Origin of the sequence: Streptomyces sp. CB02056, from assembly GCF_001905545.1 — a bacterium.
In the GTDB taxonomy this organism is placed as follows: domain Bacteria; phylum Actinomycetota; class Actinomycetes; order Streptomycetales; family Streptomycetaceae; genus Kitasatospora.
In genome coordinates this window covers 12,426-25,613 of the sequence record NZ_LIPD01000013.1, presented here as the reverse complement: position 1 = coordinate 25,613, position 13,188 = coordinate 12,426, and the positions used below count along the sequence as shown (strand labels likewise).

11 protein-coding genes are annotated in these 13,188 nt (G+C 73.6%); 4 read left to right on the top strand and 7 right to left on the bottom strand.

Translation table 11 applies throughout. The features are described from left to right. Nucleotides 1-185: 185 nt before the first annotated feature. The 4 genes from pruA to AMK13_RS30645 all read right to left on the bottom strand — a co-directional run bounded on the left by pruA (nt 186) and on the right by AMK13_RS30645 (nt 4,494). On the bottom strand, nt 186-1,811 hold the full coding sequence (gene pruA / locus AMK13_RS30660; RefSeq protein ID WP_074005131.1) for an L-glutamate gamma-semialdehyde dehydrogenase: 1,626 nt from the start codon (nt 1,809-1,811) through the stop codon (nt 186-188). A 153-nt stretch (nt 1,812-1,964) separates the two neighbouring features. After that, nucleotides 1,965-2,621: an HAD family hydrolase gene (locus AMK13_RS30655; RefSeq protein WP_074005011.1), complete on the bottom strand. Its 657-nt coding sequence runs from the start codon at nt 2,619-2,621 to the stop codon at nt 1,965-1,967. A gap of 47 nt (nt 2,622-2,668) precedes the next feature. Continuing rightward, nucleotides 2,669-3,178, bottom strand: a complete 510-nt coding sequence (locus AMK13_RS30650; protein ID WP_049653861.1) for a DUF6912 family protein — start codon at nt 3,176-3,178, stop codon at nt 2,669-2,671. Between the two features lie 185 nt (nt 3,179-3,363). Further along, the gene (locus AMK13_RS30645) at nt 3,364-4,494 is read right to left on the bottom strand and encodes a patatin-like phospholipase family protein (protein WP_074005010.1); all 1,131 of its coding nucleotides are present in this window, start codon (nt 4,492-4,494) and stop codon (nt 3,364-3,366) included. 334 nt (nt 4,495-4,828) lie between these two features. Between AMK13_RS30645 and AMK13_RS30640 the strand changes: the two genes are divergently transcribed. Further along, nucleotides 4,829-5,293, top strand: a complete 465-nt coding sequence (locus AMK13_RS30640) for an Rv3235 family protein (RefSeq protein ID WP_074005009.1) — start codon at nt 4,829-4,831, stop codon at nt 5,291-5,293. Nucleotides 5,294-5,415: 122 nt separating this feature from the next. Here AMK13_RS30640 and secA read toward each other — a convergent pair whose 3' ends face one another. Then, complete coding sequence (gene secA, locus AMK13_RS30635) at nt 5,416-8,178, bottom strand: preprotein translocase subunit SecA (RefSeq protein ID WP_049657305.1); 2,763 nt, start codon at nt 8,176-8,178, stop codon at nt 5,416-5,418. 255 nt (nt 8,179-8,433) lie between these two features. On the opposite strand from secA, the gene AMK13_RS30630 reads away from it, so the two are divergent. Continuing rightward, the gene (locus tag AMK13_RS30630) at nt 8,434-8,991 is read left to right on the top strand and encodes a GNAT family N-acetyltransferase (RefSeq protein ID WP_049657307.1); all 558 of its coding nucleotides are present in this window, start codon (nt 8,434-8,436) and stop codon (nt 8,989-8,991) included. A 76-nt stretch (nt 8,992-9,067) separates the two neighbouring features. After that, nucleotides 9,068-10,276, top strand: coding sequence for a winged helix-turn-helix domain-containing protein (locus AMK13_RS30625; protein WP_079272631.1), 1,209 nt, complete (start codon nt 9,068-9,070; stop codon nt 10,274-10,276). Nucleotides 10,277-10,288: 12 nt separating this feature from the next. Here AMK13_RS30625 and AMK13_RS30620 read toward each other — a convergent pair whose 3' ends face one another. After that, entirely contained in the window at nt 10,289-11,041 is a 753-nt protein-coding gene (locus AMK13_RS30620; protein ID WP_074005007.1) for a response regulator, read from the bottom strand. Between the two features lie 270 nt (nt 11,042-11,311). Further along, nucleotides 11,312-12,007, bottom strand: a complete 696-nt coding sequence (hpf, locus tag AMK13_RS30615) for a ribosome hibernation-promoting factor, HPF/YfiA family (protein ID WP_049657308.1) — start codon at nt 12,005-12,007, stop codon at nt 11,312-11,314. A gap of 368 nt (nt 12,008-12,375) precedes the next feature. On the opposite strand from hpf, the gene AMK13_RS30610 reads away from it, so the two are divergent. Beyond that, nucleotides 12,376-13,131, top strand: coding sequence for a ComF family protein (locus tag AMK13_RS30610; RefSeq protein ID WP_074005006.1), 756 nt, complete (start codon nt 12,376-12,378; stop codon nt 13,129-13,131). The last annotated feature ends 57 nt before the right edge of the window (nt 13,132-13,188 follow it).

Below are 13,188 nucleotides of genomic sequence, written 5' to 3'. Positions count from 1 at the left end.
GGCTCATGGCACGCATGAAACGCCCTCCCAGCGGGTAGGACGTTCCGTTCGTCCTGCAGCCACCCGACGACGCCAGCCAGCCTAACCGGATCAATCGAAGGTGGACAGGGACAGGTCGGCGCAAACCCGCAGGAAGTCGGGTCCGTCCTGGACAGCATGTCCAAACCGGAGCCCGGTGTTCACTCTCAGCCCATGTGCGGGTGGCCGTGGTGGGTCGGCGGGACGAAGGTCTCCTTGATCGACCGGGCCGAGGTCCAGCGCAGCAGGTTCTGCGCGGCGCCCGCCTTGTCGTTGGTGCCGGAGGCCCGGCCGCCGCCGAAGGGCTGCTGGCCGACCACCGCGCCGGTCGGCTTGTCGTTGATGTAGAAGTTCCCCGCGGTGAACCGCAGCTCCTCGACCGCCTGCGCGATGGCGTAACGATCCTGCGCGATCACCGAGCCGGTCAGGCCGTACGGGGCGCCGGCGTCGACCCGGCGCAGCACGTCGTCCCAGCGGGAGTCCTCGTAGACGTGGACGGCGAGGATCGGGCCGAAGTACTCGGTCCGGAAGATCTCGCCCCGGTGGTCGGAGGAGACCAGCACGGTCGGCCGGACGAACCAGCCGATCGCGTCGTCGTACTGTCCTCCGGCCGCCAGTTCGATCGTCGGATCGGCCTTCGCCCGATCGATGGCGTCCCGGTTCTTCTCGAAGGCGCGCCGGTCGATCAGGGCGCCCATGAAGTTGGACAGGTCGGTCACGTCGCCCACCGCGAGCGCGTCCACCTCGGCCAGGAAGTCGTCCTTGATCCGCTGCCAGAGGCTGCGCGGCAGGTAGGCGCGGGAGAGCGCCGAGCACTTCTGGCCCTGGTACTCGAAGGCGCCGCGGATCAGCGCGGTCTTCAGGATCTCCGGGTCGGCCGAGCGGTGGGCCAGCAGGAAGTCCTTGCCGCCGGTCTCGCCGACGATCCTCGGGTACGTGCGGTAGCCGCCGATGTTGGCGCCGACGGTCTGCCACAGGGAGCGGAAGGTGGCGGTGGAGCCGGTGAAGTGCAGCCCGGCGAACGCCGGGTCGGCGAGCACCACCGGGGAGACCTGGAGGCCGTCGCCGGTCACCAGGTTGATCACCCCGGGCGGCAGGCCGGCCGCCTCCAGCAGCCGCATCAGGTGGTACGCGGCCAGGGTCTGGGTCGGCGCGGGCTTCCAGACCACGGTGTTGCCCATCAGCGCGGGGGCGGTCGGCAGGTTGCCGGCGATCGCGGTGAAGTTGAACGGGGTGACCGCGTAGACGAAACCTTCCAGCGGGCGGTGGTCGGTGCGGTTCCACACGCCGGGCGAGGAGATCGGCTGGTCCGCCAGGATCTGCCGGGCGAACCGCACGTTGAACCGCCAGAAGTCGATCAGCTCGCAGGCGGAGTCGATCTCCGCCTGCTGCGCGGTCTTGGACTGGCCGAGCATGGTGGCCGCGTTGAGCGTCTCCCGCCAGGGACCGGCCAACAGGTCGGCGGCGCGCAGGAAGACCGCCGCGCGGTCGTCGAAGGAGAGCGAGCGCCACTGCCGGCCGGCGGCCAGCGCCGCGTCCACCGCCGCCCGGGCGTCCTCCCGGGTGGCGTTGCCGAGCACGCCCAGCTTGGCGGCGTGGTGGTGCGGCTGCACCACCTCGATCCGCTCGCCGCCGCCGAAGCGCTGCTCGCCGCCGATCGTCATCGGCAGCGGGACCTGCTCGGCCGCCAGGTCGTCCAGCCGCCGCACCAGCCGGTCCCGCTCCGGACTGCCGGGCGCGTACGCCCGCACCGGCTCGTTGACCGGGACCGGCACCTCGGTGACTGCGTCGATGGGCATGGCGGGCTCCGTCCTGGGGCTGGTCGGGTGTGACACCAGCCTGACCAGCCGGGGCGCGATCCGCCCGCTCAGACACGCGGACGGCGGACGTGGCGCCCGCCACGTCCACCGGTATCCCGTCCCGCCCCTTCCGGACGGGCCCGGGGTTCAGCCCGTGATCCGGCCCGCCAGCTCGACCGCCTCGGCCAGGCTGTCCACCACCGGGACGCCGACCGGCTCCAGCTTCTCCCGGGTGTGCGAACCGCCGGTGTAGAGCACCGCGTGGGCGCCCGCGCCCAGCGCCGCCAGGGCGTCGTCCGCGGCGTCGCCGATCAGCACCGTACGGGCCGGGTCCACCCGCTCGCCCAGCGCGGCCAGGTGCCGGGTCAGGTGCTCCGCCTTCTGGCCGCCGGACGGGCCGCTGCGGCCGTCCACCCGCAGGAAACCGCTGCTCAGGCCGAAGGTGTCGACCAGCGGCACCAGCTTGTCGTGCTCGTACATCGACAGCAGCGACTGGCTGTTCCCGGCCTCCCGCCAGCCGTCCAACAGCTCGCGCACGCCCTCGGTCAGCCCGCAGGACGGGCTGAGCTCCCGGTAGCGGTCGTGGAACGCGTCGTCGAGCCTCAGCCACTCCTCCGCGGAGGGCGTCCGGCCGAGCAGACGCTGGTAGAAGCGGGGGATCGGGATCTCGTACTGCTCGCGGTACTCCTGGAGCGTCATCGGCCCGACGCCGATGGTCGCGAACGCGGCGTTGCTCGCCCCGAGCACGGCCTCCATGTCGTGGAAGAGCGTGCCGTTCCAGTCCCAAACGATGTGAGTGCGCACGGGGTGAAACGGTAACCCGGCCGGGTGACACGCCGGTAGGGCGGAACTCACCCGAGCAGGGAGGGGATCTCCTGGGTCGCGAACCAGAGCAGGTCGTGGTCCTCGGCGCCGTCCACGGTGAACTGGGCGTCCTGGTCGCCGGCGTCGGCCGCGGCCACCGCCGCCACCGCCGCCGCGACGTCCGTGACCACTTCGTCGTCGGACACGTCGGCGTGCACCGCGGCCGCCTTGGCCAGCCGCACCGGGCCGGCCAGCACCACCCGGCCGAGCGAGGCCTGGTCCTGGTACTCGTCGCCGGGGAACGGCCGCACCGACCCGTCCGCCACGTCCAGCGCCACCACCACCCGGCGGCGCGGGGCCCCCGGGTCGGCGGCCAGCAGCCGCAGCGAGGACTGGGCGGCCCGGTTCAGCGCCGCGTACTCCAGCTCCTCCAGGTCGTCGCTGACGTACCACTCGCGCAGCGCGGGCGTCACCGCGTACGCGGCGGACTGGTCCAGGGCGCCGCCCTCGTGCGCCGCCGCCAGGCCGGCCAGGGTGGTGGGCACGTACACGCGCATCGGGGGCACTCTCCGGTTCGTCCAGCGGGGTTCGTCCAGCAGCACAGTCTCCAGCGCCCCAAGAATAAGCGCCGCCGGGCCGCCCGTGATCACCCCTGGTCCGGGGGCGGGCGCCCGCGGCCGGGGCCGGCTGGGGCCGGGCGGTGCCCGCGCCGGGCCCGCGTCGGCGCCGCGCCGGGCCCGCGCTAGGCCCGGAGCGCCTCCCGGCTGGTGCGCAGGGCGCTCTCCAGGACGGCGCCGCGGCGGGCCGGGTCCATCATGTTCGGGCCCATCACCGCGAGGTCCGCCAGGGTCGGCGCGAGCAGCCGCACCCGGACGCCCTCGGCCCGCAGCTGGGCGGCCTCGCGCAGCAGCTGCCGGGTGACGGCATGGCGGTAGCGGCTCACCAGCTGGGCGAGCACGCCGCGCGGACGGTCCCGGGCGCGCCACTCGCGCAGGGCGGCCAGGGTGTCGCGGCCGCCCCCGAGCCGGCCCTCCCGGCCGTCCTGCCCGTCCCGGTCCTCCCGGCCCCGCCGCCCGGCCCGCCCCGGCCTCGGGTCCAGCCGCAGGGCCATCGGGGCGAGCACGTACACCTCGTCCAGCCCCCGGCCGAGCATCAGGTCGGCGTTGGTGGCGGACCAGCAGCCGCCGTCCACGTACGCCGAGCCGTCCAGCCGCACCGGCGCGAACCAGCCGGGGATCGCGCAGGAGGCCATCACGGCGTCGGGCACCGGGACGGCCGGGGCGTCCGGGTCGCCGAAGACCACCCGGCGGCCGCTGCGGTAGTCCACGGCCACCACCCGCAGCGGCGATCCCCCGCCGCCGGGCTCCGGCCCTCCGCCGTCGCCGAGCAGGCCGCGCACCAGCTCGCCGACCGGCGCCAGCGAACCGCGGCCGTGCGGCGCGATCGCCGAGACCATGGTCAGCAGCGGGTACTCGCGCGGGTGCCGGACGGCGTCCCGCAGCAGGCCGGGCGAGCCGATCCCGGCCCGGGGGCGGGGCGGCAGCGCGCCGCCGACGGCGGTGTCGTAGTCGAAGGCCGTCCCGGACAGCGGCCCCTCGGTGATCGGCAGGCCGCGCTGGTGGTCGCGCAGCTGCTCGGGGCGGACGCCGCCGGCCAGCATCGCGGCGAGGATCGCGCCCGCCGAGGTGCCCAGCAGGACGTCGGCCCCGCCCGGCTGCCGCCCGGTGGCCTCCTCGACGGCGCACAGCGCGCCGACCGTCCAGGCCGCGCCGAGCATCCCGCCGCCGCCCAGCACCACGCCGTACCGCGGCACGCCTTCGCCGGCGGGCGGGGCGGTGCCCGCGGCCGCCGGGGCCGCCACCCGTGTCGTCATACCGGCCGTCCCTCGTCGTGGGAGCCCGGCGGTCCGCTCCCGGTCAGGCTCCGATGGTGCGCGCCGCGCCCGTACGGCGCAATGCGGCGGCCGGGCGCCGCCACCCGGTCCGCCCAGCCGGAGCGTCCCCTTTTGGACCGTACGGCCCGTCCCCGCACGTCAACCGGGCGCCGTCGGACCGCCCCTCCGGCCCGGCGCCGCACAGGCCGGTTCCCCCGGATAGGTGAATTCGGCGACCCGTCCCGGCCGCCCCGGAAACCCGTTGCCGCCCCGCGCGGGACGCCCCCAGCCTGGACCCGTCCGTACCCGCACCACCCAGCCGAGGAGCCACCCCGTGACCGTCCGGTACAGCGCCCACCCCGCCGCCCGCCCGTACCGCCGTCCGCGTGACGCCGGCGGCTGCGAGCCGGCCGGCCGCCGCCCGCGCCACCCGCGCGCCGCCTGCACCAATACCCCCGGGCCGAACGCCGGGCCGGGCTCCGGGGCGCTGGCCGCCCGGTTCGCCCGCCAGCTGGTCGAGGTGCTCACCGGCGCCCGGCCCTCCGGCCAGCTGATGCGGCACACCAGCCTGGACGGCTACGGGCAGCTCGCCTCGCTGGTCCGGGCCGGCGCGCTGCGCCGCGGCGGCCCCGCCGACCGGCCCCGGCTCGGCCCGGTCCACGACCGCTCGCCCTCACCCGACGCGGTCGAGGCCTGCGTGCGGGTCGACCTCGGCCGGCGCCACCACATGGTGGCCTTCCGGCTGGAGCAGCGCGGCCCGGCCGGGCAGTGGCAGTGCACCGCCGTGGAGGCCCGGTGAACGCCCCGCCGCACACCCGCCGGTACGGACCACACGCCCGGCGGTACGGAACGGCGCAGGGCGCCGTCCCGGTCCGGGAACGGCGCCCTGCGTGGCGTCCTGGCTGGTGGCCGGCGGCCGGCTCAGCCCTTGCGGCGGCGACCCTTGGCCGACTTGGCGGCCTTGCGGCGCTCGGCGCGGGTCATCCCGTCGCCCTCGTCCTCCGGCGCGAGGTCGTCGAAGTCGCCCTCGATGACACCGCCGCCGACCTCGTCCGAGGGGGCCGTGTAGTGCAGCCGCTGCGGCTTCGGGGCCTCCAGGCCCTTGGCCTTGATCTCCGGGCGGGCGGCGTCCTTCTCCAGCTTGTCGAGCGCCACCTGGGCGTCCTCGACCGGGACCTCCTCGACCTGCTGCTCGACCTGGACCTCCAGGTTGAACAGGTAGCCGACGGACTCCTCCTTGATGCCCTCCATCATCGCGGTGAACATGTCGAAGCCCTCGCGCTGGTACTCGACCAGCGGGTCGCGCTGCGCCATGGCCCGCAGGCCGATGCCCTCCTGGAGGTAGTCCATCTCGTAGAGGTGCTCGCGCCAGCGGCGGTCCAGCACCGACAGCACGACCCGGCGCTCCAGCTCGCGCATGATCTCCGCGCCCAGCTGGTCCTCGCGGGCGCCGTACTGGCCCTGGATGTCCTCCTGGACGGACTTGATCAGGAACTCGGGGGTCAGCCCGGCCGGGCCGCCGGCCTCCTCCTCCAGCTCCTCCAGGTCCAGGGTGACCGGGTAGAGCTGCTTGAGCGCGGTCCAGAGCTTGTCCAGGTCCCAGTCGTCCTCGAAGCCCTCGCCGGTGGCCGCGCGGACGTACGCCTCGACGGTGTCGTCCATGAAGTGGCCGACCTGCTCCTGGAGGTCCTCGCCCTCCAGCACCCGGCGGCGCTCGCCGTAGATGACCTCGCGCTGGCGGTTGAGCACCTCGTCGTACTTGAGGACGTTCTTGCGGATCTCGAAGTTCTGCTGCTCGACCTGGGTCTGCGCGGAGGCGATGGCGCGGGTGACCATCTTGGACTCGATCGGCACGTCCTCGGGGACGTTGGCCATCGAGAGCACGCGCTCGACCATGCCGGCCTTGAACAGGCGCATCAGGTCGTCGCCCAGCGACAGGTAGAAGCGGGACTCGCCCGGGTCGCCCTGACGGCCGGAGCGGCCGCGCAGCTGGTTGTCGATCCGGCGGGACTCGTGCCGCTCGGTGCCGAGGACGTAGAGGCCGCCGGCCTCCTTGACCTCGTCCTGCTCGGCCTTCACCGAGGCCTTGGCCTTCTCCAGCGCGGCCGGGAAGGCGGCCTCGTACTCCTCCGGGGTGTCCGTCGGGGTGAGCCCGCGCTGCGCCAGCTCGGCCGCCGCGAGGTGGTCGGAGTTGCCGCCCAGCATGATGTCGGTGCCTCGGCCGGCCATGTTGGTGGCGACGGTGACGGCGCCCTTGCGGCCGGCCTGCGCGACGATCTGCGCCTCGCGCTCGTGGTGCTTGGCGTTCAGCACCTCGTGCGGGATGCCGCGCTTGCGCAGCTCCTGCGACAGGTACTCGGACTTCTCGACCGACACGGTGCCGACCAGCACCGGCTGGCCCTTCTCGTGCTTCTCGGCGATGTCCTCGACCACGGCGGCGAACTTGGCCGGCTCCGACTTGTAGATCAGGTCGGGCTGGTCGATGCGCAGCGGCGTCTTGTTGGTCGGGATCGGCACCACGCCGAGCTTGTAGATCTGGTGGAACTCGGCGGCCTCGGTGGTGCCGGTACCGGTCATGCCCGCGAGCTTGTCGTACAGGCGGAAGAAGTTCTGCAGGGTGATGGTGGCCAGGGTCTGGTTCTCGTTCTGGACCTCCACCCCCTCCTTGGCCTCGATCGCCTGGTGCATGCCCTCGTTGTAGCGGCGGCCGGCCAGGATGCGGCCGGTGTGCTCGTCGACGATCATGACCTCGCCGTTCATCACGACGTAGTCCTTGTCCCGCTTGTACAGCTCCTTCGCCTTGATGGCGTTGTTCAGGAAGCCGACCAGCGGGGTGTTCACCGACTCGTAGAGGTTGTCGATGCCCAGGTAGTCCTCGACCCGGCTGACGCCCTCCTCCAGGATGCCGACCGTGCGCTTCTTCTCGTCGACCTCGTAGTCCCGGTCGATCTTCAGGCGCAGGACCAGCTTGGAGAAGTCGGCGTACCACTTGGTCGCCTGGTCGGCCGGGCCGGAGATGATCAGCGGGGTACGGGCCTCGTCGATCAGGATCGAGTCGACCTCGTCGACGACCGCGAAGTAGTGGCCGCGCTGGACGAGTTCGTCCTGCGACCAGGCCATGTTGTCGCGCAGGTAGTCGAAGCCGAACTCGTTGTTCGTGCCGTACGTGATGTCCATCCCGTACTGGCGCTTGCGCTCGGCGGGCGTCATGTTGGCCAGGATCACGCCGACTTCGAGGCCGAGGAAGCGGTGCACCCGGCCCATCCACTCCGAGTCGCGCTCGGCGAGGTAGTCGTTGACGGTGATCAGGTGGACGCCCTTGCCCGTCAGCGCGTTCAGGTACGCGGGCAGCGTGCCGACGAGGGTCTTGCCCTCACCGGTGCGCATCTCGGCGACGTACCCGTGGTGCAGCGCGGCGCCGCCCATGAGCTGGACGTCGTAGTGCCGCTGGCCGAGCACGCGCTTGGCGGCCTCACGGACGGTGGCGAACGCCTCGGGGAGGATGTCGTCCAGGGTCTCGCCGTCCGCGAGCCGCTGCTTGTACTCGTCGGTCAGTGCGCGCAGCTCGGCGTCGGTGAGGTTGACGAAGTCCTCTTCGATGGAGTTGACCTGGGCGGCAATCCGCTGCAGCTTGCGAAGGATCTTGCCCTCGCCGGCGCGCAGGATCTTGTCGAAGACGGACACGATGAGCGGGCTCCTTGCCTGTATTGGCACTGGACGACTGCACGGCGGGTCCACCCCACCGCACGGGCCATCGTATGCGAGGAGTCCAACCCCCCGGGAGGTGCGTCAGCACGGTATTCCCGTGTCACCCTGGCGAGCACATGGCCCGATAGCACCGTCCACCGGGACAAAACGGTCGGCGGGTCGTGGAGTTGGACGCCAAGGCGGGCGAATAATCGGATGCCCGCCTTCCTCCCCTGGCGGAATAATCCGTTCATGGACGAACTTCGCGCCGAACTTCCCGCCCTCACCACCGACCGACTGGTCCTGCGCCCCCCGCAGGAGTCGGACATCGACGCGGTCTACGCCGCCTGCCAGGATCCGGAGATCCAGCGCTGGACGGTCGTCCCGTCGCCCTACCGCCGCGAGGACGCCGAGTTCTTCGTACGCGATCTCGCCATCGAGGGCCGGCGCACCGGGGCGAACCTGATCTGGTGCGTGTTCGAGCGCGAGTCCGGCACCCTGGTCGGCTCCCAGGGGCTCGTCCTGCGCCCCCAGGACCCGGGCTGCGCCGAGATCGGCTGGTGGGCCGTGAAGGAGTTCCGCGGCCGCGGCTACACCACCGAGGCCGCGCGCGCCGTCTCCCACTACGGCCTGCGCGAGCTGGGCCTGCGCCGCCTGGAGTGGCTGGCCTACGTCGGGAACGACGGCTCCCGCGCGGTCGCCGAGAAGGCCGGCTACCGCTTCGAGGGCACCCTGCGCTCGTACGCCGAGCAGCGCGGCGCCTTCCACGACTCCTGGATCGCCTCCCTGCTGCCCTCCGACCTGGCCTGAGCCCTCCGCCCGGACCCGGGCGCTCCGTCCGGGCCCCGGGCCCGCGCTGTCGGTGCCCCGGACTACGCTCCCCGGCATGACCGCCGCTGCCGCCCGCCCCGCCCCCGCCGCCGTCCTCAGCGCGGACGACGCCCGCCGGATCGCCCTGCGCGCCCAGGGCCTGCTGGGCGCGCCGGACCGCCGCAGCGGGGTGCGCGGGGTGCTGCGGCACCTGGGCGCCGTCCAGCTGGACACCATCTCGGTGCTCGCCCGCTCGCACGAGCTGGTGCCGTACGCCCGCCTCGGCGCGGTCGGCCGCCCGGCCGTCGAGGCGGCGTACTGGGGCGGCGGCACGAGCTTCGAGTACTGGTCGCACGCGGCCTGCCTCCTGCCGGTCGAGGAGTGGCCGCTGTTCGCCTTCCGACGCCGCCGCTACCGCGACCGCGGCCACCTCTGGGGCCACCAGGTCCCGCCCGAGACCTACCGCGCCGTGCTGGACAAGCTGCGGGCCGAGGGGCCGTTGACCTCTACCGAGCTGGGCGGCGCCAAGAAGACCGCCGAGTGGTGGGACTGGTCCGACACCAAGATCGCGGTCGAGCGGGCGCTGGCCTTCGGCGACGTGGTCTGCACCGAGCGCCGGAGCTGGAAGCGGGTCTACGCACTGGCCGAACAGGCCATCCCGGACGCCCTGTTGGGGCAGGAGCGGTCGGACGGGGAGTGCGTGCGCACCCTGGTCGCCCAGGCCGGCGCCGCGCTCGGCGTGGCCACCCGGGCCGACCTGCTGGACTACCACCGGCTGCGCGCCGAGCAGTTGGACCCGGTGCTCGCCGACTGCGGGCTCGTCCCGGTCGAGGTGGCCGGCTGGGGCCCGGACGGCGCCCCGGCCCCGGCCTGGGCCGACCCGGCCGCCCTCGCCACCGCCCCGCGCGGGCGCCACCGCACCACACTGCTCTCGCCGTTCGACTCCCTGGTCTGGGACCGCGCCCGCACCGAGCGGATCTTCGGCATGACGCACCGGCTGGAGGCCTACACGCCCAAGCACAAGCGGGTGCACGGCTACTTCGCGATGCCGCTGCTGGCCGGCGGCCGGCTGGTCGGCCGGGTCGACCCGGCCCGCGAGGGGCGCTCCCTGGTCGCCCGGCAGGTCTCCCTGGACGGTCCGGGGCGGGGCGCCCGGCACGTCGAGGCGCTGGCGACGGCGCTGCGCGAGGCCGCCGACTGGGTCGGCTGCGACGCGGTGCGGGTCGGGACGCTGCACGACGAGCGGCTGCGCCCGACCCTGGAGAAGCTGCTGGCGGACCGCTAACTTCCGCCCGGCTCACCCTATTTCGAGGATCTTCTCCCGCATCGCGTACACCACCGCCTCCATCCGCGAGTGCAGCTGGAGCTTCTCCAGGATGTTGCGCACGTGGTTCTTCACGGTGTTCTCGCTGATGAACAGCTCCTTGGCGATCTCCCGGTTGTTCATCCCGGTCGCCACCAGCTTGAGCACCTCCAGCTCCCGGTCGGTGAGCCGGGGCGCGGGCACCAGGTCCCGGTCGTCGGAGCGGCGCTGGATCATCGACTTGAACTCGGTGAGCAGCTTGGACGCCATGGAGGGGCTGATCTGCGACTGCCCGTCGGCGACCGCGCGGATCGCGGTGGCGACCTCGTCGGTGGAGATCTCCTTGAGCAGGTAGCCGGTGGCCCCCGCCTTGATCGCCTCGTAGAGGTCGGCCTCCTCGTCGCTTATCGTCAGCATGATGATCTTGGTGCTCGGTGCCACGTCCTTGATCGCCGTGCAGGCCTCGATCCCGCTGCGGCGCGGCATCCGGACGTCCATGAGGATGATGTCGGGCAGCAGGTCGGCGGCCTTCAGCACGGCCTCGGCGCCGTCCCCCGCCTCGCCGACGACCTTGATGTCCGGCTCCTCCGCGAGGACGATCTCCAGCCCCCGACGGAACAGCGCGTGGTCGTCCACCACCAACACGCGGATCGGTTCACCCCAGTGCGGCTCGTACGCGGGCTCATCCTCCGCCCCCAACGGCAGCCCTGGCCCGACCCCGGGCCCCAGCCCGAAGTGATCCCCCATCCGCTCCTCCCCCTTCGCGGGTCGTCGTGCGCCAATCATTCCACGCCCCGGCGCCGCCCCGGTCACGCTCCGATGCCGATTCCCCCGCAACGGGTGACCCGTCCGTCCGGGGCGCGAGACCGCCCTCGACGCACCGCCGTTGGAACCGCACCGCACCCTCGACGCACCGCTGTTCGAACCGTGCCGCCGTTCGAACCCAACCGCCCCCGAACGCCGGTGACCCCGGCGGCCACGGCCGCCGGGGTCACCCCTCCATCGCTGTTCGGACGGTCAGTCCTCGTCGTCGGCCCCGCCGATCGCGCCGCCCGCCCCGCCACCCGGGCCGGCCGCGAGGTCGGTCTGCAGGTGGATGACGCCGTAGTGGTAACCGTGCCGGCGGTAGACCACGCTCGGCAGGCCACTGTCCTTCTCCACGAAGAGGTAAAAATCGTGGCCGACCAGCTCCATCTCGTAGAGCGCCTGGTCCAGCGCCATGGGGGCGGCCGGGTGCGTCTTCTCCCGGACCACCAGCGGGCCTTCGCCCTCCACTTCCAGGGATCCCATCATGGTCTTGCGGACGGCGCCGTTCGTCTCGCCCTCCGGCGCCGTCGTCTCCGGCAGCGCGGCCAGGGCCGCGGTCGCCTCGGCGACGCTGATCGGGGTGCGGCCGTTCGCGCCGCCCTTGTGCACCCGACGCCGGTCCGCGGACTTGCGCAGCTGCGCGTCGAGCTTCGCGGAAGCCAGGTCGAGCGCCGCGTACGGGTCACCGGCGGCGGCTTCCGCCCGGATCACGGGGCCGCGGCTGCGGAGAGTGATCTCCACCCGGTCGGAGCGGTCGGCCTGCCGCGGGTTGTGTTCCTTGGACACCTCGACGTCGAGGCTGATGGCCTTGGCGTCGAACTTCTGGACCTTCTCCAGCTTCTCGGCCACGTGCTCGCGGAACCTCTTGGGCACCTCGGTCTTGCGGCCCTTGACGACGATGTCCACGCAGAACTCCGATCCCTCGTGCTGACGCCGATCCGGGTGCTACCGGACCGGACTGAGACCCAGCTGGACCAGCCCATCCACTGCCGGCCCCCCGTCCCCGCCGCCAGCGGCGGAAACGACTGGCCCTCACCTCACTTCCTCCCCACCAGGGACGTTTGAAACCCCCTGGGCCTTATCGAACACCTCACACGGGTTTTTCGCCTCCCCAGGCGATAAGGAGGGTATGACCCGATACTGCGGTCGGGCGGTCAAGCTGGTCCACCCTGTCTACCCTCTCGCGGGTGAAGTAAGGGTAAATACCTGGACAACGCCCCCCGTACGGCCGATTCTGTGCTGACTCTCCGTGCCTGCCGCCGCCAGGAGCAGCCGTGCCGCCGTTCCCCTCCCCCGCTCCTCCGCCGTCCGCCCAGGGGCCGTTCGGCCACGCACTGGCCGGGCTGCTGGACGTCCTGCTGCCCGCCGACTGCGCGGGCTGCGGCAGCGAGCGCACCCAGCTCTGCCCGGCCTGCCGGCACGCCCTGGCCACCGCACGGCCCGCCCCCACCCCGCTGCCCTGGACGCACGCCGCCGCGCCGTACACCGGTCCGGTCCGGCAGCTGCTGCTCGCCCACAAGGAGCGGGGCGCGCTGCGGCTGGCCGCGCCCCTCGGCGAGGCCCTCGGCCGGGCGGTGCGCTCCGCCCTGGGGGCGCGCGCCGGGGCCGCGCCGCTGCTGCTGGTCCCGATGCCCTCGGCGCGCTCGGCCGTCCGCGCCCGCGGGCACGATCCGACGCTGCGGCTGGCCGGGGCGGCCGCCCGCTCGCTGCGCAGGGCCGGCCTGGACGTGCGGGCCGCGCCGCTGCTGCGGCACGCCCGGCCGGTCGCCGACCAGGCCGGGCTGAACGCGGCCGAACGGCGCCGCAACCTGCACGGCGCGCTCACCGTGCTGCCGCGCGCCCGGACCGGGCGCGCGGGCCTGGCGGGACCGGGCGGCCAGGCGGGCCTGGCGGGCCGTCACCCGGTGCTGGTGGACGACCTGGTGACCACCGGGGCCAGCCTCGCCGAGGCCGCCCGGGCGCTGGCCGACGCCGGCCTCCCGGTCCGCGCGGGCGCCACCGTCGCGGCCACGGTGCGCCCGGCCGACTGACCGTCACCGCGGCCGCCGACACCCCGCCGGGCCGGGCCGGAGGCCCCGGAGAGGCTC

What these genes read in the sequence shown, in the direction of transcription:
- AMK13_RS30630 (WP_049657307.1), top strand. Translation starts at nt 8,434, where the DNA reads ATGGACGAACTTCGCGCCGAACTTCCCGCCCTCACCACCGACCGACTG.
- AMK13_RS30650 (WP_049653861.1), bottom strand. Translation starts at nt 3,178, where the DNA reads ATGCGCGTGTACGTGCCCACCACCCTGGCCGGCCTGGCGGCGGCGCAC.
- AMK13_RS30625 (WP_079272631.1), top strand. Translation starts at nt 9,068, where the DNA reads ATGACCGCCGCTGCCGCCCGCCCCGCCCCCGCCGCCGTCCTCAGCGCG.
- AMK13_RS30620 (WP_074005007.1), bottom strand. Translation starts at nt 11,041, where the DNA reads ATGGGGGATCACTTCGGGCTGGGGCCCGGGGTCGGGCCAGGGCTGCCG.
- AMK13_RS30645 (WP_074005010.1), bottom strand. Translation starts at nt 4,494, where the DNA reads ATGACGACACGGGTGGCGGCCCCGGCGGCCGCGGGCACCGCCCCGCCC.